Genomic DNA, 25,633 nt, shown 5'->3' with positions numbered 1-25,633 from the left:
CATGTTAGAAACTAAAAAGAGAAAAAATGTAGGTTTAGATACTGAAAACAAAACTAAAAAAGTAATATCTAATACATTATTAAGGATTATATTAATAGCTGCAACTATTTTAGTTATAGTACCAATTATATGGACAATAATGTCTTCTTTTAAAACTACTAAAGAATTCTATGCAAGTCCATGGGCCTTACCAAAAAGTTTTGGGTTTGCTAACTATATGACTGCATTTACAGAAGCTAACATGGGCGCTTACTTCTTCAACTCAATATTAGTTACTATAATAGCTATGGTTTTATCCCTATGTTTAAGTGTACCAGCATCATATGTTTTAGCTAGACAAAAGTTCTTTGGGTGTAGTTTTATAAAGAATCTATTTATGGCAGGATTATTTATTCAACCAGTATATATTATAGTACCTTTATTTACAATATTAGAAAAAATGAAATTGTTAAATAATTTATTTGCCCTAGCTCTTGTATATGCAGTGCTAAGCTTACCTTTCTCAATCTATATAATGAGTGGATTTATGAAGGGGATTGCAAAGGATTATGAAGAGGCAGCAATGATAGATGGATGTACTAATCTTCAAATATTAACAAAGATAGTAGTTCCATTAGCTAAACCAGGTATTATAACTATAATGATATTCAACTTTATGAATTATTGGAATGAATATGCTATGGCAATGACTTTCATAACAGATGCAGATAAAAAGACATTACCAGTAGGGTTACAAAACTTAATGGAAGTTCAAAAGTTTGCAACTGACTGGGGAGCATTATTTGCAGGATTAGTTATAGTAATGGTACCTACAATGGTTATATACTCACTAGTTCATAAGAAGTTAACAGAAGGTGTTAATATTGGTGGAGTTAAGGGCTAAATTTATTAGCATTTAGAAAAGAAAATAAGATTATTAAAATAAGAGCAGATGTCACTTTTAGTGAGATCTGCTTTTTTAGTTAAAATAAAATTAAAATTTAAATTTACAATAATCAGTATAGTTATTTAGAATTTTTGCTATATAATTAATTAGTGACTTTAAACTAAGAATTTAAGGTTTGCCAATTAGACTTAAAACTTAATAAAAACATTATTATTAATTTAAACTAATCTTTATTTAAAGGTTAACTTTAAAATTAAGGATTAAAGTGTTTAGAGTAACCTTATTAAAAAGTAGAGGTTTATTTTATAATAATGAAATATTGATTTAAATGGAGGTAATAATTTGAAGAAAATAGTTAAACCTTGGGTTGCTACCTTAATTGTTTTAATAGTAGCTTTTTTGGTGTATTTTTTTGTTCCAACTGCTAATAGTAAAATAAATCAGATGATATTTTACTTAAGTAGTATGAATTTAGATATGATAAAGGAATATATATTATCTTTTGGAATATGGGCACCTATAACATCATTTTTATTAATGGTACTTCAATCTGTAATAGCACCAATACCAGCTTTTTTAATAACCTTAAGTAATGCAGCTATATTTGGATGGGTTAAGGGTGCTATATTATCATGGAGTAGTGCCATGGCTGGGGCAGCACTATGTTTTTATATAGCAAGAGGCTTAGGAAGAGATGCCGTTGAAAAGTTAACTAGCAAATTTGCCTTAAAGGATATAGATGGTTTCTTTGAAAAGTATGGTAAACATACTATACTAATAGCAAGATTGCTACCTTTTATATCTTTTGACTTAGTTAGTTATGCTGCAGGACTTACATCAATGAACTTTTGGTCATTTTTCATTGCTACAGGTATTGGACAATTACCTGCCACAATAGTATATTCTTATGTTGGTGGTATGCTTACTGGGGGAGCACAATTACTTATGAGTGGACTTTTAATTTTATTTGCTTTAAGTATAGCAATATATGTAGGGAAAAAAGTTTGGAATGAGAAAAGAGGTAAAAATGACAAATAAGGAACTAAAGAAAAATTTAGAGGATTGTGTTAATTGTGGTCTTTGCTACAAGGTGTGTCCAATGATGAATACTTTTGGAGAAAGTCCTAAAAATATATTAAGAGATATAGATGAGAATAAAATAAATTATGATGAAATTGCATATTCTTGTATGCTTTGCAATGCATGTACTGAAGCATGTCCAAAAGATATAAATTTAAAAGAGATGTTTCAAAATTTAAGAATAAAATCTTATAGAGAGAATTTAAAAAATACTAGCAAGAAATTTAATTTAAAGGTTGTTCAAAATCATCAAAAAGGTAGTTTTTCTAAGTTTTTAACATCAAAAAATAATCATAAGAAAATAAAGAGAGTGTTTATTCCAGGTTGTAGCTTAAGTGGATATAACAATGAAATTATTTTTAAAATAAAGGACTACTTAATAGAAAATTTAGGGGAAGTAGAGATACTTCTAAAATGTTGTGGAAAACCTTCAAAGGATATTGGAAACTTAGAATTATTTGAAAGCAATTTAAATGATATAGAGAATAATCTAAAAATCAAGGAAGTTGATGAAATAATAGTAGCCTGTGAAAATTGTTATAAGACTTTTGGATCAGCTTTTAAAGATATTAAAGTAATAACACTTTGGGAAGTTATAAATGAATTTGGAGTGCCAAAGGAACTAAAAAACAAATATTCAGATTTAAAAGAAGAATTTGCCTTGCATGATCCATGTCCTATAAAAAAAGAAGAACAAATTCACGAAGCTGTTAGAAGCATACTTAAAGATTTAGGAATTAAAATAGTAGAATTTGAGAAGAATAGAAGTAAAACTGAATGTTGTGGTTGTGGAGGAATGGTAGGAGTTACAAATAAGGAATTATGGCTAAGTCAAAAAAATAAAAGAGCTAATTCTACAGAATGTGAAAATATAGTTTCTTACTGTGAATCCTGCGTAAATACCTTTAAATCTTCAGATAAAAATGCATTACACATATTAGACTTTATTTTTAATGAGGATGTTATTAATGGCAAAGCTAAAAGTCAAAAGAATATAAGCACAATTAATCAATGGATAAATAGAATTAAATTAGCAAACAAAGTAGGAAAAGAGAGTTAATTTTAAATTGGGGTAGGAACTACCCTATAAGCTTGGGGAACCCTGTATTTTTAGGTATATTCATTAAGGTGTTCCCATTCCTATAGGTGGAGAGTAGTTCACATACTTATCTAATAAAAATAAAAGCAAATGAAAGTTTAAAATAGAGGGAGAGAAAAAATAATGTTAGATACTTATGGAAGAAAGTATGTAAATCCAATAATAGATTTAGGTGCTAATACATTATTAAAGTTAAGATTAACACCAAATGGAGTTAGTATAATAGCTCTAATTATAGGAGTTTTAAGTTCTGTATTTCTTTATTTCGATAAATTGATTTTATCAGTAGTTTTTCTTTGGATATCAGGATACTTAGATTCTGTTGATGGTGCTATGGCAAGAAAAAAGAATTTAACTAGCCCTTTTGGAACACTTTTAGATATAACCTTTGATAGAATTGTTGAACTTAGCATAATATTTGTCTTAGCTTTAAAATTTCAAAATAGTAGATTATATCTTTTAATATTAACAATGATGATTTTAATATCTATGACCATATTTTTAACAGTAGGAGCCTTAGCTCAAAATAATGCTATGAAGTCTTTTAGATACCAAGCAGGACTTGCAGAAAGGTCAGAAGGATTTATTTGTTTTTCACTTATGATTTTACTATCATCTATAAAATTAAATTTAGTTACAAATATATTTTCCTTAATAATATTTATAACCATAATACAAAGAGCTTTAGAGGCTAAAAGGCTTTTAAAATAAAATATAATTACATGTTTTTAATAAAATATTAATAAAGTGCTGAGCTATATATAATACAATGTTAAGTGGATTTACATATAATTAATAATATAATAGGTATTTAAAAGAATTTATTTAATTAAATTAAATAAAATAAGATGAATTTGTATAATAAATGGATAAAGATACATTCTGTGTTAAGTGTAAGTTAATTAATCAATTGAATGTTAAATTTAAAAAAATATTATGATATACTAGATTTGTTCAATAAAAATTCATAATGAGAACCAGGAGATGAAATACGAATGTTTAATTTAAATCCTAAAGACGATAAATTTTATGATATGTTTATCGATGAAGCAAAAAATGTAGAAAAAGCAGCAGTAATATTAAGTGAAGCCTTAGGGGATCTTGAAAATAAAACAAGCCACGTGGCTAGAGTTGAAGAGTTAGAACATAAAGGAGATGAAATAGTTCATAGACTTATAGAAGAACTAAACAATTCTTTTATAACTCCTATTGATAGAGAAGATATATTTTCTATAACAAAAAGAATGGATGATATTTTAGATTCAATAGAAAGTACTATGCATAGATTCACTATGTTCAACATAAATGAATCTAAAGAAGGTGCTAAAGTTTTAGGAAGCTTAATAGTTGATGCATCAAGAGAATTAGTATCTCTAATGGAAGAATTTAAGCATATGAAAAAGAAAAATAAAGAAATTACAGAGAGAGTAATTTCAATAAATAAAATAGAAAACAAAGGAGATATTTTCTATAGACAAATGATATCAGAATTATTTGCTGAAGATGGAAAAACTCCAGTTCTTGATATAATAAAATGGAGAGAAATATATAAATTCTTAGAGGCAACTTTAGATAGTTGTGAGGCTGTAGCCAATATAGTTGAGGGAGTAGTGATGAAGTATGTCTAGTACTTTAGCTGTAACAGTTGTTATTATTCTCTTAACATTAGCTTTCGATTTTATAAATGGATTTCATGATACTGCAACGGCAGTTGCTACATCAATTTCCACAAGAGCTCTTTCACCTAAGGCTGCCATAGCTTTATGTGCCGTATTTAACTTTGTTGGAGCATTTTTAGGAACTGAAGTTGCTAAAACTGTGGGAGATGGTATAGTAGATCAAAATAAAATACCTCTATGGGTTATTGCAGCAGTTATATTAGGAGCTATTATATGGAATCTTATTACTTGGTATTTTGGAATTCCAAGTAGTTCTTCTCATGCCTTAATAGGATCATTAATAGGTGGAGGAATAGCTTATTCACATTCAATAAACATAGTAAGTTGGGGAACTCTTTTTGATGAAGTAATTCTTTGGCTTATATTATCACCAATTATAGGTTTAATAGTTGGATACATATTTATGATTTTATTAAACTGGGCACTAAGAAGATGCAAACCAGGACCTGTAAATAGAATTTTCTCAAAATTACAAGTGGTTTCAGGAGCATTAATGGCTTTAAACCATGGTGGTAATGATGCTCAAAAATCAATGGGTATAATTACTATGGCACTTTTAAGTGGAGGATTTTTATCTACTTTTGAAGTACCAACTTGGGTTATAGCTTTATGTGCAATTGCAATGGCAACAGGAACTTCAATAGGTGGTCAAAAAATAATTAAAACAATGGGAAGTGGAGTTGCTAAATTAAACGCTGTTAATGGATTTGCAGCACAAACTGGGGCAGCTGGAGTTATAGGAATAGCTACTATGTTCCATGCACCTGTAAGTACAACTCACATAATAACAACTACCATAATGGGTGTTGGAGCTTCTAAAAATCCTAAAGCGGTTAAGTGGGGAGTTGCTAAGAATATAGTTTGGGCTTGGATATTAACAATCCCAATAAGCGCATGCATAGCTGCTATAGTAGTTGAAATATTTAAATTTGTATTATAGTTTGAAAAAGTAAGTATATATATAATAGAAAATTTTAATTAAAGATTAGATAGAATTCTAAAAAGAATTTCTATCTAATCTTTTTTTATTTATTAAAAAATAAAACCACCTATTTTCAGGTGGTTTTAACTTATTGCTTAGTAGTTAAATTTTAATTACTTAAAATCCAAAGGTTAGTTATAAAAAGTTAAAAATAAAACTTACAAACAGTATGAAAAGAATATCTAGTAATTCTCGGAATATGTTTGTAAGTTTTATTAAGACTTATTTTATATATTAACTTATTTATTTATTTCATTTACAGGTTTCTTTAAGAAGCCGATTATTAGAGCAGCTACAATAGAGCCTACTAATATTGATAGAAGATATAAAAGAGGATTTCCTTCAACTACTGGAACTACGAATATTCCACCATGAGGAGCTGGTAAACCTATTTTAAATACCATTGATAATCCTCCAGCTATAGCTGAACCTATAACACAAGCAGGAATAACTCTGAATGGGTCAGCCGCAGCAAATGGAATAGCTCCTTCAGTTATGAAAGTTAATCCCATTATATAGTTAGTAGTACCAGCATCTCTTTCATCTTTAGTAAATTTATTTTTGAAGAAAGTAGTTGCTAAAGCTGTAGCTAAAGGAGGTACCATACCACCAGCCATTATAGCAGCATGTGGATAGTAGTTTCCAGAAGCTATCATAGCTATACCAAAAGTAAATGCAGCCTTATTTATAGGACCACCCATATCTATAGCCATCATTCCACCTAATACTATTCCAAGAAGAACTAAGTTTCCAGTTCCCATGTTTTGTAACCATATTGCTATGTTATTATTTAAAGCAGTTACAGGGCCAACAATTACTAAGTACATTAGGGCACCAGTTATTAAGATACCAAATAGAGGATATAGTAAAACAGGTTTAATACCTTCTAATGATTGAGGTAATTTACTAAATATTTTCTTTAATAATACAACTACATATCCACCAAGGAAACCAGCGATTAATCCACCAAGGAAACCAGAGCCACTGTTAGCAGCAATTAAACCACCAACCATAGCAGGTGCAAATCCAGGTCTATCAGCTATACTTGATCCAATGAATCCAGCAAGAACAGGAATCATAAGGAAGAAAGCATTTCCCCCACCAATATCTTTTAATAATTTAGCTATTGGATTAAAAGTAGGATCATTTATTTCAGCTGAGTGAATACCAAACATAAATGATATAGCTATTAATATACCACCACCAACAACGAATGGTAACATATTTGAAACACCATTCATTAAGTGTTTATAAAATCCTCTTCTTTCAGTCTTACCAGAAGATTGATTAGAAGAATCTCCAGAATGAGAATAAACTGGAGCAGAGCCACTTAATGCTTCGTTTATTAATTCTTGAGGTCTTTTCATAGCTTGAACTACAGGAACTATTACGACCTTTTTACCATTGAATCTAGCCATTTCAACTTGTTTATCAGCTGCAACTATTATACCGTCAGCCTTATCTATGTCTTCTTGAGTTAATCTATTTTTTACTCCTGTTGAACCATTAGTTTCAACCTTTATATGTACATCCATTTCCTTAGCAGTTTTGTTAAGTGAATCAGCAGCCATATAAGTATGAGCAATACCAGTTGGACATGCTGTAACAGCTAAGATATATTTCTTATTTGAATTATTTTCTGCTTCATTAGAAGCTTGAGTTTCATCAGATTCTTCATTTTCTTCAAATTTATCAAGAAGAGAAATAACTTCTTCTGGTGTTTTAGCATTTAAAAGTCCATTTTTGAAATCAGGATTCATTAAAAGTACTGAAAGTCTAGATAGAGTTTCTAAATGCTCATCATTTGCTCCAGCTGGAGCAGCAATCATAAATACTATATTAACAGGTTCACCATCAAGTGAATCATAATCTACACCGTATTTGTATATACCAAGAGCTAAAGATGCATTTTTTACTGCCTTTGTTTTAGCATGAGGAATTGCTATTCTTTCGCCAATACCAGTAGAAGATAAACTTTCTCTCTTTAAAATCTCTTCTTTATAAAGATTTTTATCAGTTAACTTTCCAGCATCCCATAAAACATCAACTAATTGATCTATAACTTCATTTTTATTAGATGCAGCAAGGTTAAGTTTTATTGTGTCAAGACTTAATAATTGAGAAATTTTCATATTTTAAACCTCCTCATATTTTTCAATTTTTATAATTGGTAATAATTTATTGACATCTTCAGCAAGAGCTAAATCTAGAGAAAATGCACTAGCACTTCCTGAGGCTATTCCATTTTTGAAGGAAGCAATTAAATCTTTAGTTTCAACATATTTTGCTAAGAAACCTCCTACTAAAGAGTCGCCAGCTCCTACAGAATTTTTAACTTCTCCTTTAGGTGCGTTTCCTTTGAATACACCATCCTTATTTATTAATAGAGCACCATCTCCAGCCATAGAGATTATTACGTTTTCTGCTCCAAGGGAAACTAAATCTTTTCCGTATTTAATAAGTTCTTTCTCAGAATTTATTTTTACATCAAATATTTCTTCAATTTCATGATTATTTGGTTTTATTAAAAAAGGTTTATTTTTTATAGCTTCTAAAAGAGCTTTTCCAGAAGTATCAACTACAACCTTTACATTTTTCTTAGAAACTCTCTTTTGTATTTGAAGGTATAAATCTTTAGGAAGAGTAGATGGAATACTACCTGCAAGAACTAATATATCGCCTTCTACTAATTGATCCAATCTATTAAACAGTGAGTCTAATTCTTCAGATGTTATCATTGGACCAGCTCCGTTTATTTCTGTTTCTTTGTTAGATTTAATTTTTACATTAATTCTTGAATCACCTTTTACTTTTATAAATTCTGTTTTTACCCCTAAAGCCTTTAGATTATCTTCAATAAACTTACCAGTAAATCCACCAAGGAATCCAAGGGCTATATTATCTATTTTTTGATTTCCTAAAATTCTTGAAACATTAATTCCTTTTCCGCCAGGAAATTTAAAATCTTTACTTGTTCTGTTTACTTTTCCTAGCTCTAAGTTTTCTACATCTATTACATAGTCAATAGATGGATTAAGAGTAAGAGTATAAATCATTAAATATCAACCACCTTTATATCAGTTTTTTTATCATATGTATTATCTTTAGGTTTTTCGTTTGTTATTATTACACATTTGTTAATATCAGAGAATTTTATTGTTGAAATCTCTCCAAATTTAGAGTCGTCAGCTAATACATAAGCTTTTCTAGAATTATTTATTGCACATTCTTTTAATATTGCTTCTTCAGTATCTGGAGTAGTAAGTCCATAGGTATGATGAACTCCATTAGCACCAATAAAGCATTTATCGAATCTAAATTTTGAAAGACACATTAATGCATCACATCCAGTTATTGCTTTTGTAGAAATTTTAATATTTCCACCTATTACATAGCACTTAATATTTTTTTGGATTAATGTATCTATATGAGATAAGCCATTACTTACAACAAGTATATCTTTTCCTTCTAAGTAATCGATTAATTCATATGTTGTAGTGCCTGCATCTACAAAAATACAATCGCCATCTTCTATTAAAGAAGCTGCATATTTTGCTATAGCTCTTTTTTCGTGAATGCTTTTGGATGATTTCTCGTTGTAACTTAATTCTTTTGAAACATTAGCCAATGATTTAGCGCCACCATGAACTCTTTTTAATAGATTTATAGATTCTAAATAACTTAAATCTCTTCTTATAGTTGATTCAGAGCTTTCAGTAGCTTCAAGCAATTCAGTTAGGCTAACAAAACCCTTTAGTTTTAATAAGTTTAATATTATCTCATGTCTTTTTTCACTTAACATAATAACCTCCTAAAACCTTGTAACTAAATTATACATCCAAAAACAATCAAAATCAATAAAAAACATTCAAAAATTACAAGGTATTATATCAAAAATTTTAATTATAAAAGATTTTGTGATTGAATTTGGCTTTTTATGAATTATATATTCTATAACTTATTATAAAGGAAAAAGATAATTTATTAAGATATTCTTTAATTAAGATAAGTGTAGATAGAATTATAATTTAAAAGCTGAAAACATATAAATTAATAAGGTCTAAATATTTTAAAAACAAGAGGTGTTTATATATGTTAAATAAATCAGATAATGAAATTTATATTATGGCGCCAGGTGAGGGAAATGTTTTAGATTATATTGTTTTAAACAAGGCTTTTAATTTAGAGGATTTAGAAGAAATAATTAGTTTAAATTCACATAATGAATTTTTATTTTCTCCAGTTCATGGGGAAGTTATTAATATTTCAAAGGATTATGGATTTATAGAGATTGGGATGAAAGAAGGAGTTAATATAATAGTAAGCACTCATATAAATAAGAATATAAAAGCTATTGAGCCTATGGTTGATATTAGGGGAGAAGTTTTAACTGGTCAAATACTTATGTATTTTGAAAAGGATAATGACTGTGATATGCCAATTACTGTAGCAATAAAAAAATCTCATTCAATATTAAAAATTGTAAAATCAAAAAATAAAAATATAGTTGTAAATGAATATATAATGAAATTAAATTTGATTTAAAATATATTTAAGTAATAAAAAGAAGTTGTATTAAATACAACTTCTTTTTATTATTCTGCTCTATATTCAAATTTTTTAATTAATTTTAAAGTATAGATTCTAATAACTGACATAACTGGACTTCCAAGTATCATACCTATAGGACCATAGATAGCTCCTCCAAGGGTAACTCCAAGGATTACTAAAAATGGGCTAAGACCAACTCTGTTTCCTATAAGTTTTGGATCTAAGTACCAAGCATCAAATTGTTGTAATATGAAAAGATATATTAAAACAATAACTGCTTTCATTGGGCTTATAAATACATTTATAAAGAATCCTACAACCATACCTATAAATGGTCCAAAGTAAGGAATCATATTAGTTATACCAACTACTACTGATAATAAAAGTGCATACTCAGATTTCATTATTGTTAATCCAATAAAGGCTAGTACACCAATTATTAAGGAATCTATTGCTTTTATTCCAACATAAGTTCCTATTTTTTCATTAAGTATCTTTATAAATTCTAATATTTCGTTTCCAAGATCTTTACCAAAAATGATTCTTGTAACTTTACTACTGTGAGCTAAGAATTTATCTTTATCTACTAAAACATATATGGAAATTAAGAATCCAAATATCCAGTTTATTATAGAACTAGTTAAGCTTATGGCAGCATCTAGTAACCAGTTTGATAACACTGTAACCATAGAACCAATAAATGTTATTAGTTTATTAGTATCTCCATGAGGTAAATAAGAGTTTATTCCTTCAGGAACTTTAAAACTTGCCATTATTTCTGTAAATAGGTTTTGTACATAATTAGTAAATGCAGGTATATTATCTATTAACTCAATTAAACTTGTATATAATTTAGGTAATAAATAAGTTGCTGCTAGTGAAATTGATGTTACAAATATTAAGTAAGTTATTACTATACTAATTCCTCTTGATAATTTAAATTTTTTGCTAAATAAATTTACAATTGGATTTAATATATAGGCAATAATAAATGCTAATAAAAAAGGTAATAGTACTGCTAAAATTGTATGAATAGCAGACATAACACTAGGAATATTATCTATTAACTTTATTGATAGATAAGATACTATTATTACTAATACCATTTTTATATATGATTTATTGTTTCTAAAAAAATTATTCAATATGTACCCTCCTTCTCTATAAGATTTAACATTTGATAATATAAATTACTCTTTGATTATATGGGTTTAAAATCAATTTATCAAATGAGAGTTCATGTTATATAAATATAATAAAGGAAATTATTTTATGTAATTTTTAAAAATTTCTTAAGAATCAATTCTTTAATTAAATGTTAAAAATATCTATAATTATTGATAAAGATATGAATTGGTTACATAATAAAATAAATATAAAAAAATATAGGGGGATTTAAATCGTGGATACTAAAGAACTATTATTAAGTGAAAGTAATGAAATGATAAGTGGAATTTATGAAAGACTTCAATCTTTAGAAAGTTTAGATTTAAAAAGTTTAGATAAGAATAGAACAATGCTTTTAATAGTTGATATAAATAAAGGATTTGCTAAAGAAGGAGCTTTATATAGTGATAGAATAGAGAAGTTAATAAGTCCAATAAGCAATTTAGCAAATTATGCTTTAAATAGTGGAATAAGAGTTAAAGCCTTTACTGATTATCATACAGAAGACTCAATAGAATTAAAAGCATATCCTAAGCATTGTATGAAAGATACAGATGAATGGGAACTTGTTGATGAGTTGAACTTAGAGGGAATAGAAGTTATAAAGAAAAATTCAACAAATGGATTTTTAGAGGAGAATTTCATATTAAATAAAGAAGAGATAGACAATGTAATAATAGTAGGAGATTGTACAGATATATGTATTTATCAATTAGCTATAAGCTTAAGAGCAGAGTTTAATAGAGTTAATAAAGATGGAGAGATATATGTACCAAAAAAACTTGTAGATACATTTGATATGCCTATGCATAAAGCTAATTTTATGAATTATGTATTTTTAAACTCTATGCTTGATAATGGTGTGAAGGTTATTGAGGATATTATTTTAGATTAGAAATATAATTTCTTCAGTAAATTAATATAAGTAGTTTTAAGTAATTATAAGTTTTTTATAAGTTGAAATTTTATATCTTAGTTAGAATTTGAAAAAAATTTTAATCCTTATAAGAGTTTTTTATTATCAATGTATATTTTCTAAGTAAATTAGTTAATGACCAGTTATTAACTTAGTATGATTTGAAATTGAATATGGACAATTATTTATAATTATGTTACTATTTTTAAGTAATTTTTATAGGCGATGGAGTTCGCCATTAAATGCTTTATGCTAATGACTCCTACAAAATACAAGTTATATGTTTATATAGCTTATATTTTGTAGGAGTTATTTTTTGCTCAAAAATTATTAATATCAATGAAGGGAGAATATAAATGAAGCAAAAATCTAAGAAATATTTAAAGTATATAAGTAGAAATAATACCTTTCTTCTAGGAAAGACATTTTTAAAGTGGCTATTAATAGGAAGTTTAATAGGAATTTTTATAGGAGGAGTAATAGCTATATTTTTAAAATCTTTAGAATGGGCAACTGATTACAGAGTTAATCATGGCTTTGTTTTATTTTTACTTCCTATTGGTGGAGCTTTAGTAAGCTTTCTATACTATAAGTTTGGAAGGAACTCAGTAAAAGGTAATAATTTAATTATTGAAAATATAAATAATTATTGTGGAGATGTACCACTTCGCATGGTTCCCTTAGTTTTCTTTGGAACAGTTGTAACTCACTTTTTTGGAGGATCAGCAGGTAGGGAAGGAACTGGAGTACAGATTGGTGCAAGTATAGCAGAAACTATAGGAAAGTTATTAAAATTAAATAAGGAAGATTCAAAGATAATGCTTATGGCAGGGGTAAGTGGAGGATTCTCAGCTATATTTGGTACACCGCTTGCTGGAACTATATTTGGATTAGAAGTCTCTGTATTAGGTAAAATGAGTTATGAAGCTTTAATACCAAGTTTCTTTGCTAGTATTGTTGGAAATGAGGTTGTTAAAATCTTAGGAGTGCATCATTCTCATTATAAGGTTTTGGGAGTGCCAGATATCTCAGTTCTTATTATTTTAAAAGTAATAATTTCAGCAATTTGTTTTGGACTAGCTAGTAGATTATTTAGTGAACTTACACATAAATTAAAAGGTCTATTTTCTAATAAGTTTAAGAATACCTCATTAAAAAGCTTTGTAGGAGGATGTATTGTAATATTATTAGTTTATTTAGTAGGAAGTAGAAAATATTTAGGTTTAAGTCTTCCTTTATTATCAGAAGCTTTTGATGGACATGTATCACCTTTTGATTTTTTAGGGAAACTTATTTTTACATCAATAACTTTAGGTGCTGGATATCAAGGGGGAGAAGTAACTCCTTTATTTGTTATTGGATCAACCTTAGGAAATACATTATCAGGAATATTAAATTTATCACCTTCATTTTTAGCTTCTTTAGGGTTAGTAGGTGTATTTGCAGGAGCAACTAATACGCCTATTGCTTCTTTTATTTTAGGAATAGAGATGTTTGGAGTAGGAGGTGCACCATATTTATTTATGGGCGTGTGCAATAAGTTATATCTTCTCAGGGCATACAGGAATATATACTTCTCAAAAAATAGGAGTAAGTAAGAGTAATTTAATAAATTTTTCTCATGATTCAACTCTCGCATCATTGAGTAAAAGGGAAGAGGTAAAACTATAGTCAATAAAATAAGTCACTTTCTAATTTTTTTATAAGAGTATTTTTATAAATAGCTTATAGTATTCTTTGAAGTTTTTCTAAAGAATACTATAAGTTAATAAAAAGTAAATAAATTCATAAAAAATACACTTTTAGGATTAGGTATAAGTTAAAAGCTACTTTGTTTTAAAATAAACTTAATTTTAAAATTAAATTCGTAAATAACCTATAGAAAAATTATATGAAGTAAAATTTTTGAGTTTTGATTTTGAAATTATTAACTGTTTATAATATTTTTAGAAGATAAATTTAGAGGTGATTTATATGGATATAAATTTAGATGCTTTAGTAGAAGCTAATAGAAAATATACAAAAGAAGGACATGTAGCTACATATATTCCAGCCCTTGCAAAGGTAAATCCAGATCAATTAGGTGTTTGTATTTATGATTTAAAAGAAAATAAAGAGTTTTCAGCTGGAGAATATGATGTTAGATTTGCAATTGAAAGCATATCAAAGGTTCCTACATTAATATTAGCTATATTAGATAATGGAATAGAAAAAGTATTTTCAGAAGTTGGAACAGAACCTTCTGGATTTGCTTTTAATTCAATTATGAATATGCAAATAAATCATAAAAATAAACCATCAAACCCATTTATTAATGCAGGAGCTATTAAAGTAGTATCCTTACTTAAAGGAAAAAATGATGAAGAACGTTTTAAAAGAATTTTAGATTTTTATAGAAAGATTATGAATGATGATGAAATTACTTTAGATACTGAAATATATTTATCAGAAAGAGAAACAGGTGATATAAACAGATCTCTTGCTTATTATATGAAGGGTAATGGAATCATGGAAGGTGATGTTACTGATATTTTGGATTCATACTTTAAACAATGTTCAGTTTTAGTTACAGCTAAGGATTTAGCAAGATTAGGTGCTGTATTAGCTAATGAAGGGGTTATGCCTTGGAATGGTGAAAGATTATTTTCTGTAGAAACAGCTACTGTTGTTAAATCATTAATGACTACTTATGGATTATATGATGAATCAGGAGCTTTTTCAGTTCATATTGGACTACCATCTAAAAGTGGTGTAGGAGGAGGAATACTATCTTCAGTTCCTAATAAATGTGGTATAGGATTATTTAGTCCAGCCTTAGATGTACCAGGAAATAGTGTTGCTAGTATGAAACTTCTAAAGGAAATAGCAGATAAATTAAAATTAGATATATTTAGATAGAAGTTTTTAAATAAGTAAATTAGGTTTAAGTATGTTTAGAGTGATTAAAAATCTAAATATATTTAAGCCTATATTTTTTAGAATTTAACAACTATTTTATAGGTTAAAGAATATTTAATAGTGTAGAGATTAATAAGTAGGTTAATATTTATTTTATATTTAATAACATACTTTATATAAATATGTTGTTTAAATTAATTCTAAAATAAAAATATTCTAATATGAATTAAGACTAAATATTTTAACATTTATTTAGCATATCTTATAATAAGTTCATTTAAAGTATTTGAGGAGTTTATTATGGGATTAACTTTAAGTTTTAAAGATATAATTATAAGGTTGTTATTAGCAACAATAGTTGGAGGGGTTATAGGTTATGAAAGAGAGTATCACAATAGAGCTGCTGGATTTAGAACACAAATATTAGTTTGTGTAGGCGCAGCTATAGTTTCTTTAATAGAAATAAGATTAGGTCAGGATGTGTTCGAAGCCATAAAAGATAATTATTATATAAGAAGTGTAATAAAAATTGATTATGCTAGATTGGGAGCTCAGGTCATTTCGGGAATTGGCTTTTTGGGCGCAGGAACAATATTACAAAACAAAGGATCAGTAAAAGGGTTAACAACTGCTGCATCACTATGGGTTGTGGCTTGTCTTGGTTTAGCTATTGGTATGGGGTATTATAACTTAGGCATTTTAGGGTTTTTATTTATATTCTTAACCTTAGTAAGCTTAAAGAAGTTTCAATCTAAATTTATAACCAAGGCTGGAGAAAAATGTTTTGAAATAATATATGAGAAAGATTCACAAGTTTTAGAGTTTATAGATAAGATTTTCACTCAAAAAGGTGTAAAGATAAAAAGCATAGAGTTTTTGGGGAGAAATAACAATGAAGCTGCACAATATAAAAATGCTATATATAGAGTTGAATTACCTAACTATATAGAAGTTGGTGAAATAATAAATAAATTAAGTATAAATGATGGAATTATAAAAATAAGTGAATATAATGACATATAATAATGATTTATTGTAATTAAAATAAAGAAAAAATAAATTTAATACTTTGCTTTATAATTTGATATTTATGAAAATGTAGTTTTTTTCTACATAATAAGACAATAAATAAAAGAAAACTTACCCAAGTGTATCAATGTAGTTATTTGAAAGAATTATTTAGAAAAAACAAGAAAAACATATTTAATTTGTATAAATGACTATAAAAAGCTTAATTTATGGGGTTATATATGGTAAGATAAATCTCGTCGTTGAGAGACACACAAACAATTCATTTTCAAAATTAAATTTAATTAAAAAATTAAAAAAATATTTTGAAAAAAGTTGTTGACAAGATTTCGAAGTGATGATAAACTAAGGAAGTCGCTTGAGGGCGACGAAGAAATGGTCTTTGAAAATTAAACAGAAGATATTAACATAAACCAGCAATTCTTTTATAAGTAATATGAGTATAGATTAAACTTTTAAATTGAGAGTTTGATCCTGGCTCAGGATGAACGCTGGCGGCGTGCTTAACACATGCAAGTCGAGCGATGAAGTTTCCTTCGGGAAACGGATTAGCGGCGGACGGGTGAGTAACACGTGGGTAACCTGCCTCATAGAGTGGAATAGCCTTCCGAAAGGAAGATTAATACCGCATAATGTTGAAAGATGGCATCATCATTTAACCAAAGGAGCAATCCGCTATGAGATGGACCCGCGGCGCATTAGCTAGTTGGTGGGGTAACGGCCTACCAAGGCGACGATGCGTAGCCGACCTGAGAGGGTGATCGGCCACATTGGGACTGAGACACGGCCCAGACTCCTACGGGAGGCAGCAGTGGGGAATATTGCACAATGGGGGAAACCCTGATGCAGCAACGCCGCGTGAGTGATGAAGGTTTTCGGATCGTAAAGCTCTGTCTTTGGGGAAGATAATGACGGTACCCAAGGAGGAAGCCACGGCTAACTACGTGCCAGCAGCCGCGGTAATACGTAGGTGGCGAGCGTTATCCGGATTTACTGGGCGTAAAGGGAGCGTAGGCGGATGATTAAGTGGGATGTGAAATACCCGGGCTCAACTTGGGTGCTGCATTCCAAACTGGTTATCTAGAGTGCAGGAGAGGAGAGTGGAATTCCTAGTGTAGCGGTGAAATGCGTAGAGATTAGGAAGAACACCAGTGGCGAAGGCGACTCTCTGGACTGTAACTGACGCTGAGGCTCGAAAGCGTGGGGAGCAAACAGGATTAGATACCCTGGTAGTCCACGCCGTAAACGATGAATACTAGGTGTGGGGGTTTCAACACCTCCGTGCCGCCGCTAACGCATTAAGTATTCCGCCTGGGGAGTACGGTCGCAAGATTAAAACTCAAAGGAATTGACGGGGACCCGCACAAGTAGCGGAGCATGTGGTTTAATTCGAAGCAACGCGAAGAACCTTACCTACACTTGACATCCCTTGCATTACTCTTAATCGAGGAAATCCCTTCGGGGAAAAGGTGACAGGTGGTGCATGGTTGTCGTCAGCTCGTGTCGTGAGATGTTGGGTTAAGTCCCGCAACGAGCGCAACCCTTGTCGTTAGTTACTACCATTAAGTTGAGGACTCTAGCGAGACTGCCTGGGTTAACCAGGAGGAAGGTGGGGATGACGTCAAATCATCATGCCCCTTATGTGTAGGGCTACACACGTGCTACAATGGCTGGTACAGAGAGATGCAATACCGCGAGGTGGAGCCAAACTTAAAAACCAGTCTCAGTTCGGATTGTAGGCTGAAACTCGCCTACATGAAGCTGGAGTTACTAGTAATCGCGAATCAGAATGTCGCGGTGAATACGTTCCCGGGTCTTGTACACACCGCCCGTCACACCATGAGAGTTGGCAATACCCGAAGTCCGTGAGCTAACCGTAAGGAGGCAGCGGCCGAAGGTAGGGTCAGCGATTGGGGTGAAGTCGTAACAAGGTAGCCGTAGGAGAACCTGCGGCTGGATCACCTCCTTTCTAAGGAATACATCTTAGGACAACTAAGATGATAATGAATTCTGGATAATATCTCTGTTTAATTTTGAGAGACTATCTCTCAAAATTGTTCTTTGAAAATTGCACATAATTTAATTTATAGAAACAACAAGCCAAATTGGCAAAACCAATTTCTATTCTTTGTAAAATGAGAACTATAACTAATATAGGTCAAGCTACAAAGGGCGCATGGTGAATGCCTTGGCATCAGGAGCCGATGAAGGACGTGATAAGCTGCGATAAGCTTCGGGTAGGCGCACATAGCCTGAGATCCGAAGATTTCCGAATGAGGAAACTCACATGGGAAACCCCATGTATCATTAAGTGAATACATAGCTTAATGAAGGTAACCCAGGGAACTGAAACATCTAAGTACCTGGAGGAAGAGAAAGAAAAATCGATTTTCTTAGTAGCGGCGAGCGAAAGGGAAAGAGCCCAAACCGGAAACTTGTTTCCGGGGTTGTGGACATAACATAAAAGTGGAGGCTATTGTAACTGAAGAGAACTGGAAAGTTCCACCGTAGAAGGTAATAGTCCTGTAAGTGAAACGAGAAGACCACGAGTTATGATCCAGAGTACCACGAGACACGTGAAACCTTGTGGGAAGCAGGGAGGACCACCTCCCAAGGCTAAATACTACCTGATGACCGATAGTGAAGCAGTACCGTGAGGGAAAGGTGAAAAGAACCCCGGGAGGGGAGTGAAATAGAACCTGAAACCGTGTGCCTACAACCGCTCAGAGCCCCTTATGAGGGTGATGAGGTGCTTTTTGTAGAACGAGCCAACGAGTTACGGTATGTAGCAAGGTTAAGTACTTAAGGTACGGAGCCGAAGGGAAACCGAGTCTGAATAGGGCGACTAGTTGCATGCCGTAGACCCGAAACCGGGTGACCTATCCATGGCCAGGTTGAAGCGAGGGTAAAACCTCGTGGAGGACCGAACCACGTTGCTGTTGAAAAAGCATGGGATGAGCTGTGGATAGCGGAGAAATTCCAATCGAACCCGGAGATAGCTGGTTCTCTCCGAAATAGCTTTAGGGCTAGCGTCGAGTATGAGTAGTGGAGGTAGAGCACTGAATGGGCTAGGGGGCATAGCGCTTACCGAACCTTATCAAACTCCGAATGCCACATACTTTGAGCTCGGCAGTCAGACTACGAATGATAAGATCCGTGGTCAAAAGGGAAACAGCCCAGATCGTCAGCTAAGGTCCCAAAGTGTAAGTTAAGTGGGAAAGGATGTGAGATTTCTAAGACAACTAGGATGTTGGCTTAGAAGCAGCCATTCATTAAAAGAGTGCGTAATAGCTCACTAGTCGAGAGATCTTGCGCCGAAAATGTAACGGGGCTAAACTTACCACCGAAGCTACGGGCTTGAACTAAGTTCAAGCGGTAGGAGAGCGTCGTAACCGGGCTGAAGTCGTACCGTAAGGAGCGGTGGACTGGTTACGAGTGAGAATGTTGGCATCAGTAGCGAGATGTGGGTGAGAATCCCACAGGCCGAAAACCTAAGGTTTCCTCAGGAAGGTTCGTCCGCTGAGGGTTAGTCGGGACCTAAGCCGAGGCCGAAAGGCGTAGGTGATGGACAACTGGTTGATATTCCAGTACCACTACCATCGTTATTATCGATGGCGTGACGCAGGAGGATAGTGTGTGCTAGCTATTGGATGCTAGTCTAAGCGTTTAGGCAGTGAGAGTAGGCAAATCCGCTCTCATAATGCTGAGGCGTGATGGGGAAGGTTCTACGGAACCGAAGTACATGATTCCACGCTGCCAAGAAAAGCGTCTAGAGAGAGAAGTAGTGCCCGTACCGCAAACCGACACAGGTAGGTGAGGAGAGAATCCTAAGGCCGGCGGAAGAATTACAGTTAAGGAACTCGGCAAATTGACCCCGTAAGTTCGCGAGAAGGGGTGCCTACGAGAGTAGGCCGCAGAGAATAGGCCCAAGCAACTGTTTAGCAAAAACACAGGTCTCTGCTAAAGCGTAAGCTGATGTATAGGGGCTGACGCCTGCCCGGTGCTGGAAGGTTAAGGGGAACACTTAGCGCAAGCGAAGGTGTGAACTTAAGCCCCAGTAAACGGCGGCCGTAACTATAACGGTCCTAAGGTAGCGAAATTCCTTGTCAGGTAAGTTCTGACCCGCACGAATGGCGTAATGACTTGGGCACTGTCTCAACTGTAAATCCGGCGAAGTTGTAGTGCGAGTGAAGATGCTCGCTACCCGCGATTGGACGGAAAGACCCCGTAGAGCTTTACTGTAGCTTAGCATTGAGTTTTGGTATTGTCTGTACAGGATAGGTGGGAGACTAGGAAACCAGGGCGTCAGCCTTGGTGGAGTCAACCTTGGGATACCACCCTGACAGTACTGAAATTCTAACTGGCGGCCATGAATCTGGTCACAGGACATTGTTAGGTGGGCAGTTTGACTGGGGCGGTCGCCTCCTAAAAAGTAACGGAGGCGCCCAAAGGTTCCCTCAGAACGGTCGGAAATCGTTCGAAGAGTGCAAAGGCAGAAGGGAGCCTGACTGCGACACCCACAAGTGGAGCAGGGACGAAAGTCGGGCTTAGTGATCCGGTGGTACCTCGTGGGAGGGCCATCGCTCAACGGATAAAAGCTACCTCGGGGATAACAGGCTGATCTCCCCCAAGAGTCCACATCGACGGGGAGGTTTGGCACCTCGATGTCGGCTCGTCGCATCCTGGGGCTGAAGTAGGTCCCAAGGGTTGGGCTGTTCGCCCATTAAAGCGGCACGCGAGCTGGGTTCAGAACGTCGTGAGACAGTTCGGTCCCTATCCGTCGCGGGCGTAGGAAATTTGAGAGGAGCTGTCCTTAGTACGAGAGGACCGGGATGGACTGACCTCTGGTGTACCAGTTGTTCCGCCAGGAGCACAGCTGGGTAGCTAAGTCGGGAATGGATAAACGCTGAAAGCATCTAAGCGTGAAGCCAACCTCAAGATGAGATTTCCCATAGCGTAAGCTAGTAAGATCCCTTGAAGAACACAAGGTTGATAGGTCGGGGGTGTAAGCATGGTAACATGTTCAGCTGACCGATACTAATAGATCGAGGGCTTGACCAAATATAGTAAATTAAATATGTGCAATTTTGAAAGAACAAAGTTCTTTTAAACATCTGGTGATGATGTTCTTTAGGGTAACACCCGTTCCCATTCCGAACACGACGGTTAAGCCTTTAGAAGCCGATGGTACTGCACGGGAGACTGTGTGGGAGAGTAGGTGGTCGCCAGGTTAGTTTGGCCCCTTGGTCAAGCGGTTAAGACACCACCCTTTCACGGTGGTAACAGGGGTTCGATTCCCCTAGGGGTCACCATTAACTCGATAAGCAATGCTTATCGAGTTTTTTATTTATAAAATTTTTTGTTTGATGAAAATAACTGGCTATGACAGTGTGTTTAAATAAGTTTTAGACATATAAGAAAAAATCTTTTTGTTCAAATAAAAATAAGTTCTCAGTCAATTTGAGAAACAAAATAATGTTTTTAAATGGATCTAAGAGAATCAAATTACATATCTTCTTCATTTCAACCTTGTTAATAAAAGTATTTTTATGTAGAATATAATAACAAGGAATGTAGAAAAAAAGATATTTTATTAATTCATAAAAGGGAAATGTTTATGTTTTTTTATTAACTGAAAAAGACTCATGTTTTTAATTAACATAGATAAGGAATAAAAAAATTATTAATTTATAACTAAAATTAAAAGTTAAATAATATATGAAGAGGTTACCATAGATGAAGTACAATAGTGTTATCAGAAAAGCTATTTTTTTAAGAAGACCAAATAGATTTCAAGCTTATGTAGTTTTAGATGATGAGGAGTTATTAGTTCATGTTCCTAACACTGGAAGGTGTAGAGAGATTTTAAAAGAAGGATGTACAGTTCTTTTAAGAAAAGGAACTACTCCAAATAGAAAAACTCCTTATGATTTAATTGCAGCTTATAAGGGTGAGGTTTTAATAAATATAGATTCTCAGATTCCTAATAAAGTTGTAGAAGAGGCATTAATAAATAAAAAGATAGAAAAGTTAGTAAATTTTAATAATATAAGTAGAGAAAAAACTTTTGGAAATTCTAGATTTGATTTTAAATTACAAGATGATAATGAAAATACATACTTTTTAGAAGTAAAAGGGGTAACTTTAGAGGAAAATGGAGAGACTAGGTTTCCAGATGCTCCAACTGAAAGAGGAAAGAAACACATATTAGAACTGATTGAAATTAAAAAATTAGGAATGGGTGCAGGAATAATTTTTTTAATACAGATAGATAATGTAAATAAGTTTTCTCCTAATGATGAAACAGATCCTAAGTTTGGGGAAGCATTGAGATTAGCTAAAAAAGAAAGAGTAGATATCTTTGCATATAATTGCAAAGTTACTGAAGAGGAAATTGAGTTACTTAATCCTGTAGAAATAGTTTTATAAGTTTAATTTATAGAATTGAAAGGTAGAAGTCTAAATAGCATAAGTTAAGGCATCTATTATCATAATTTTAGTTTATAGAATTAAAAATATAAATATATGTAAAATATAAAACACAAAATATTAAATATTAAGTTAATGTTAGTGGATTTATTATTTAAAGTTAGAATTTATTATTTAAAGTTGAATTTATAGAAAAGATATGATAAGTATTTGAGAATATGAAAGGTGGTGAACTTTAGTTAGCTTAATTTATATATTACTATTCTTATCTAAAATAGCGAATTTTTATAAGTTATAGATGGTGATTTTAAGAAATTACAGAAGAAAATATATTTGTTTTAACTTAGAATCAGATAAATTTGAAATAAAAAATTATAGAAGGTAATATATTTGCTTTACTAAAGAAATTAATTATGAAATTTAAATATTGTCCGTTATGTGGTGAAAAATTAGAGTTAAAGAATAGCTGGGATGAGGGAATGATACCTTATTGCAGTAAACATGATATGATGTTTTTTGATTTACCTAAGCCTTGTATTGTTGTTGCTGTAATAAAAGGTGATGAGATAATTCTTTTAAAGCAAAGTTATATATATGAAAATTCTAAAGTTCTTATATCTGGATATGTAGGTGTAGATGAATGTGCAGAGGAAACTGTTTATAGAGAGGTAAAAGAAGAAACAGGAATAACAGTTAAAGATATAAAATATTTAGGTAGTGATTTTGTAAAGGGAAAAGAATTACTTATGCTAACTTATTTAGCATATTATGAATCAGGAGAAATAGAGAAATCAACTGAAGTAGAAGGAGCTGCTTGGTACAATATAGAGGATGCTCTTTGTGAATTAAATGAGGATAGCATAGGAAAAAGAGTGGTAAAAAAAGTTTTAAAAGAAATAGGTTATGAAGGTACTAATGCATTTAGATGTGAAGGAAATAATTGTAATGTATAAATTTTTTTATTAATAATTTTAGTTTATACTATTGCATTATTTGAGATTTTTTAGTAACATTATAAACAATAATTAATATAATAAAAGCATAAATAATTTGAAAATAGGACCAAAGTAGAGGTGCCGTAATTAAGAGTAGTCATAAGTAGCTGACAAGTGTTTTATGTATGATGAAAGGGATTATGGCCGAAGAGATATTAATGGTGATTAATATTTCTGGGTATATGTATAATATGCATATAACTGTCACTTTGAAAAAAGTGGAGTGCTACAAGGTACGCTAAGTTGCGATTAAGGCAGCAAAGGTGTTCCTTTGCTGTTTTTATTTATTGGAATTAAATGCCAGGAGAGTCGGTAGCTTTGCATACTTTTATACTCTGCCACTAAAAAAGTTTGTGGAGGGAAAAGATATGAAATTATTTGGATCAATGAAAGTAGAAGAAAATGAGTTATATGTTGGAGGAGTAAAAGCAAGTGCTTTAAGCAAGGAATATGGAACTCCTTTATATGTTATTGATGAAGAGTTAGTGAGAAGCAATTGTAGAAGATACTATAATGCTATGAAGTGTGAAGAAAGAGGAAACAGAGTTACCTATGCAGGAAAGGCATTTATAAATATGTCCATGTGCAATTTAGTTAATGAAGAAAATTTATATTTAGATGTTGTTTCAGGTGGAGAGCTTTATACTGCTTATAAAGCAGGTTTCCCATTAGAAAGAATATATTTCCATGGTAACAATAAATCTGATTATGAAATAGATTTAGGAGTAAGATTAGGAATTGGAAGATTTATAGTTGATAATATTCATGAACTAGAAGTTCTTAATTCTATAGCTCAAGAATATGGAAGAGTTCAAAAAGTTTATTTGAGAATAACTCCTGGAGTAGAGGCCCATACCCATGAATATATAAAAACAGGTCAATTGGACTCAAAATTTGGATTCCCTGTAATTGGTGATACAGTTTATGACGCTATTAAAAGAGCAATGGAATTAGAGTATATAGAACTTAATGGATTGCATTGTCATATAGGTTCGCAAATATTTGACTTAGAACCTTTTGAAGATACAACAGAAATTATGCTAAATCTTATAAATGATATAAAAGAAACCTTAGGATATGAAATAAAAGAATTAGACTTAGGTGGAGGATTTGGTATATATTACACTGAAGGAGATAAGCCAAAAGAAATAGAAGAATATTGTTCAGTTATAATAAATAAAGCTGATGAAATATGCAGAAAGTTAAATATGAATGTTCCTATATTAAGTATAGAGCCAGGAAGAAGTATTGTAGGGAATGCAGGATTAACTCTTTATACTGTAGGAGCTATAAAAGAAATTCCTAATATAAGAAAATATGTAAGTGTAGATGGTGGAATGAGTGATAATATAAGACCAGCCTTATACAGTGCAAATTATGAATCATTAATAGCTAACAGAGTTTTTGATAATTCTAAGGAGATAGTTACTGTAGCGGGAAAATGCTGTGAATCAGGGGATGTACTTTTAAATTCCATAGAGATGCCTAGAATGGAAACTGGAGATATATTAGCTATAATGTCTACAGGAGCATATGGACATTCAATGGCTAATAATTATAATAGAATTCCTAAGGCGGCAGTTGTAAGTGTAAGTAATGGAATTTCAAAAGTTATGTGTAAAAGAGAAACTTATGAAGATTTGCTTAGAAATGAATGTTTTTAATTAATATAAAAGTTGTATGGTAAAAAAACTATACAACTTTTTTTATTAAAAGTATTTAGAATAATGTATTAAAGTATATAATAAAAGTGAAGGATAATAATGAATATAGTAGAATATAATTTTTTTAGAATTATATAAATTTATTTAATAAAATTAAGAATCAAAAATTATTTAATAAATTAGATTGTTTCAAAATATTACTATTTAAAAGTGAAAAATATTTAATAATGAAAGACATAAAAAAGACACAATAAGTTG

General features: G+C 31.7%; 17 protein-coding genes, 1 tRNA gene, 3 rRNA genes, 1 pseudogene and 2 riboswitches. Of the genes and pseudogenes, 18 read left to right on the top strand and 4 right to left on the bottom strand.

The window, feature by feature from the left end:
* Nucleotide 1 precedes the first annotated feature (1 nt).
* The 6 genes from I6G60_RS13600 to I6G60_RS13575 all read left to right on the top strand — a co-directional run bounded on the left by I6G60_RS13600 (nucleotide 2) and on the right by I6G60_RS13575 (nucleotide 5,684).
* Nucleotides 2–883 carry a carbohydrate ABC transporter permease gene (locus tag I6G60_RS13600; protein WP_003449831.1) on the top strand — a complete coding sequence of 294 codons (882 nt, stop codon included), beginning with the start codon at nucleotides 2–4 and terminating at the stop codon, nucleotides 881–883.
* A gap of 345 nt (nucleotides 884–1,228) precedes the next feature.
* Nucleotides 1,229–1,924, top strand: a complete 696-nt coding sequence (locus tag I6G60_RS13595; RefSeq protein ID WP_078233371.1) for a TVP38/TMEM64 family protein — start codon at nucleotides 1,229–1,231, stop codon at nucleotides 1,922–1,924.
* Nucleotides 1,914–3,026, top strand: coding sequence for a (Fe-S)-binding protein (locus tag I6G60_RS13590; protein WP_078233372.1), 1,113 nt, complete (start codon nucleotides 1,914–1,916; stop codon nucleotides 3,024–3,026). Before I6G60_RS13595 ends, I6G60_RS13590 begins: the two co-directional genes overlap by 11 nt.
* Before the next feature lie 162 nt (nucleotides 3,027–3,188).
* Nucleotides 3,189–3,776 carry a CDP-alcohol phosphatidyltransferase family protein gene (locus I6G60_RS13585; RefSeq protein WP_197925423.1) on the top strand — a complete coding sequence of 196 codons (588 nt, stop codon included), beginning with the start codon at nucleotides 3,189–3,191 and terminating at the stop codon, nucleotides 3,774–3,776.
* Nucleotides 3,777–4,060: 284 nt separating this feature from the next.
* Complete coding sequence (locus tag I6G60_RS13580; protein ID WP_003450071.1) at nucleotides 4,061–4,693, top strand: DUF47 domain-containing protein; 633 nt, start codon at nucleotides 4,061–4,063, stop codon at nucleotides 4,691–4,693.
* Nucleotides 4,686–5,684: an inorganic phosphate transporter gene (locus I6G60_RS13575; RefSeq protein ID WP_003450180.1), complete on the top strand. Its 999-nt coding sequence runs from the start codon at nucleotides 4,686–4,688 to the stop codon at nucleotides 5,682–5,684. Before I6G60_RS13580 ends, I6G60_RS13575 begins: the two co-directional genes overlap by 8 nt.
* A 281-nt stretch (nucleotides 5,685–5,965) precedes the next feature.
* On the opposite strand, the gene I6G60_RS13570 is transcribed toward I6G60_RS13575, so the two are convergent.
* The 3 genes from I6G60_RS13570 to I6G60_RS13560 are packed head-to-tail and all read right to left on the bottom strand — an operon-like array spanning nucleotide 5,966 to nucleotide 9,528.
* Nucleotides 5,966–7,858 carry a PTS fructose transporter subunit IIABC gene (locus I6G60_RS13570; protein ID WP_011590257.1) on the bottom strand — a complete coding sequence of 631 codons (1,893 nt, stop codon included), beginning with the start codon at nucleotides 7,856–7,858 and terminating at the stop codon, nucleotides 5,966–5,968.
* A 3-nt stretch (nucleotides 7,859–7,861) separates the two neighbouring features.
* On the bottom strand, nucleotides 7,862–8,782 hold the full coding sequence (gene pfkB / locus I6G60_RS13565) for a 1-phosphofructokinase (RefSeq protein ID WP_011590258.1): 921 nt from the start codon (nucleotides 8,780–8,782) through the stop codon (nucleotides 7,862–7,864).
* On the bottom strand, nucleotides 8,782–9,528 hold the full coding sequence (locus tag I6G60_RS13560; protein WP_003465612.1) for a DeoR/GlpR family DNA-binding transcription regulator: 747 nt from the start codon (nucleotides 9,526–9,528) through the stop codon (nucleotides 8,782–8,784). The genes pfkB and I6G60_RS13560 overlap by 1 nt, the downstream gene beginning before the upstream one ends.
* A 290-nt stretch (nucleotides 9,529–9,818) precedes the next feature.
* On the opposite strand from I6G60_RS13560, the gene I6G60_RS13555 reads away from it, so the two are divergent.
* The gene (locus I6G60_RS13555) at nucleotides 9,819–10,271 is read left to right on the top strand and encodes a hypothetical protein (RefSeq protein WP_003457637.1); all 453 of its coding nucleotides are present in this window, start codon (nucleotides 9,819–9,821) and stop codon (nucleotides 10,269–10,271) included.
* Between the two features lie 50 nt (nucleotides 10,272–10,321).
* Here the strand turns inward: I6G60_RS13555 and I6G60_RS13550 are convergent, their stop codons facing one another.
* Complete coding sequence (locus I6G60_RS13550; protein ID WP_003457700.1) at nucleotides 10,322–11,422, bottom strand: AI-2E family transporter; 1,101 nt, start codon at nucleotides 11,420–11,422, stop codon at nucleotides 10,322–10,324.
* 257 nt (nucleotides 11,423–11,679) lie between these two features.
* Here I6G60_RS13550 and I6G60_RS13545 point away from each other — a divergent pair, with 257 nt between their 5' ends.
* The 11 genes and pseudogenes from I6G60_RS13545 (at nucleotide 11,680) to lysA (ending at nucleotide 25,375) form a co-directional block, all read left to right on the top strand.
* Nucleotides 11,680–12,339: an isochorismatase family cysteine hydrolase gene (locus I6G60_RS13545; RefSeq protein WP_041702615.1), complete on the top strand. Its 660-nt coding sequence runs from the start codon at nucleotides 11,680–11,682 to the stop codon at nucleotides 12,337–12,339.
* 233 nt (nucleotides 12,340–12,572) lie between these two features.
* Nucleotides 12,573–12,632: riboswitch (Fluoride riboswitch) on the top strand.
* An 84-nt stretch (nucleotides 12,633–12,716) separates the two neighbouring features.
* Nucleotides 12,717–14,031: pseudogene (locus tag I6G60_RS13540) on the top strand (voltage-gated chloride channel family protein).
* 303 nt (nucleotides 14,032–14,334) lie between these two features.
* Entirely contained in the window at nucleotides 14,335–15,258 is a 924-nt protein-coding gene (gene glsA / locus I6G60_RS13535; protein WP_003450257.1) for a glutaminase A, read from the top strand.
* A 300-nt stretch (nucleotides 15,259–15,558) separates the two neighbouring features.
* Nucleotides 15,559–16,281 carry an MgtC/SapB family protein gene (locus I6G60_RS13530; RefSeq protein ID WP_003480305.1) on the top strand — a complete coding sequence of 241 codons (723 nt, stop codon included), beginning with the start codon at nucleotides 15,559–15,561 and terminating at the stop codon, nucleotides 16,279–16,281.
* A 462-nt stretch (nucleotides 16,282–16,743) separates the two neighbouring features.
* A 16S ribosomal RNA gene (locus tag I6G60_RS13525) occupies nucleotides 16,744–18,256 on the top strand.
* A 187-nt stretch (nucleotides 18,257–18,443) separates the two neighbouring features.
* Nucleotides 18,444–21,348, top strand: a 23S ribosomal RNA gene (locus tag I6G60_RS13520).
* A 52-nt stretch (nucleotides 21,349–21,400) separates the two neighbouring features.
* Nucleotides 21,401–21,518: ribosomal RNA gene (gene rrf / locus I6G60_RS13515) — 5S ribosomal RNA — on the top strand.
* The 16S, 23S and 5S rRNA genes sit together here with 1 tRNA gene alongside, the layout of an rRNA operon.
* A gap of 6 nt (nucleotides 21,519–21,524) precedes the next feature.
* Nucleotides 21,525–21,599: transfer RNA gene (locus I6G60_RS13510), tRNA-Glu, on the top strand.
* A gap of 424 nt (nucleotides 21,600–22,023) precedes the next feature.
* Nucleotides 22,024–22,716: a DNA/RNA nuclease SfsA gene (gene sfsA, locus I6G60_RS13505; RefSeq protein ID WP_003460225.1), complete on the top strand. Its 693-nt coding sequence runs from the start codon at nucleotides 22,024–22,026 to the stop codon at nucleotides 22,714–22,716.
* Nucleotides 22,717–23,129: 413 nt separating this feature from the next.
* On the top strand, nucleotides 23,130–23,669 hold the full coding sequence (locus I6G60_RS13500) for an NAD(+) diphosphatase (RefSeq protein WP_003460223.1): 540 nt from the start codon (nucleotides 23,130–23,132) through the stop codon (nucleotides 23,667–23,669).
* Between the two features lie 107 nt (nucleotides 23,670–23,776).
* A riboswitch (Lysine riboswitch) is annotated at nucleotides 23,777–23,948 on the top strand.
* Nucleotides 23,949–24,079: 131 nt separating this feature from the next.
* The gene (gene lysA, locus I6G60_RS13495) at nucleotides 24,080–25,375 is read left to right on the top strand and encodes a diaminopimelate decarboxylase (protein ID WP_003460208.1); all 1,296 of its coding nucleotides are present in this window, start codon (nucleotides 24,080–24,082) and stop codon (nucleotides 25,373–25,375) included.
* The last annotated feature ends 258 nt before the right edge of the window (nucleotides 25,376–25,633 follow it).

Origin of the sequence: Clostridium perfringens (genome assembly GCF_016027375.1) — a bacterium.
In the GTDB taxonomy this organism is placed as follows: domain Bacteria; phylum Bacillota; class Clostridia; order Clostridiales; family Clostridiaceae; genus Sarcina; species Sarcina perfringens.
This window is presented reverse-complemented; position numbering and strand designations above follow the sequence as displayed.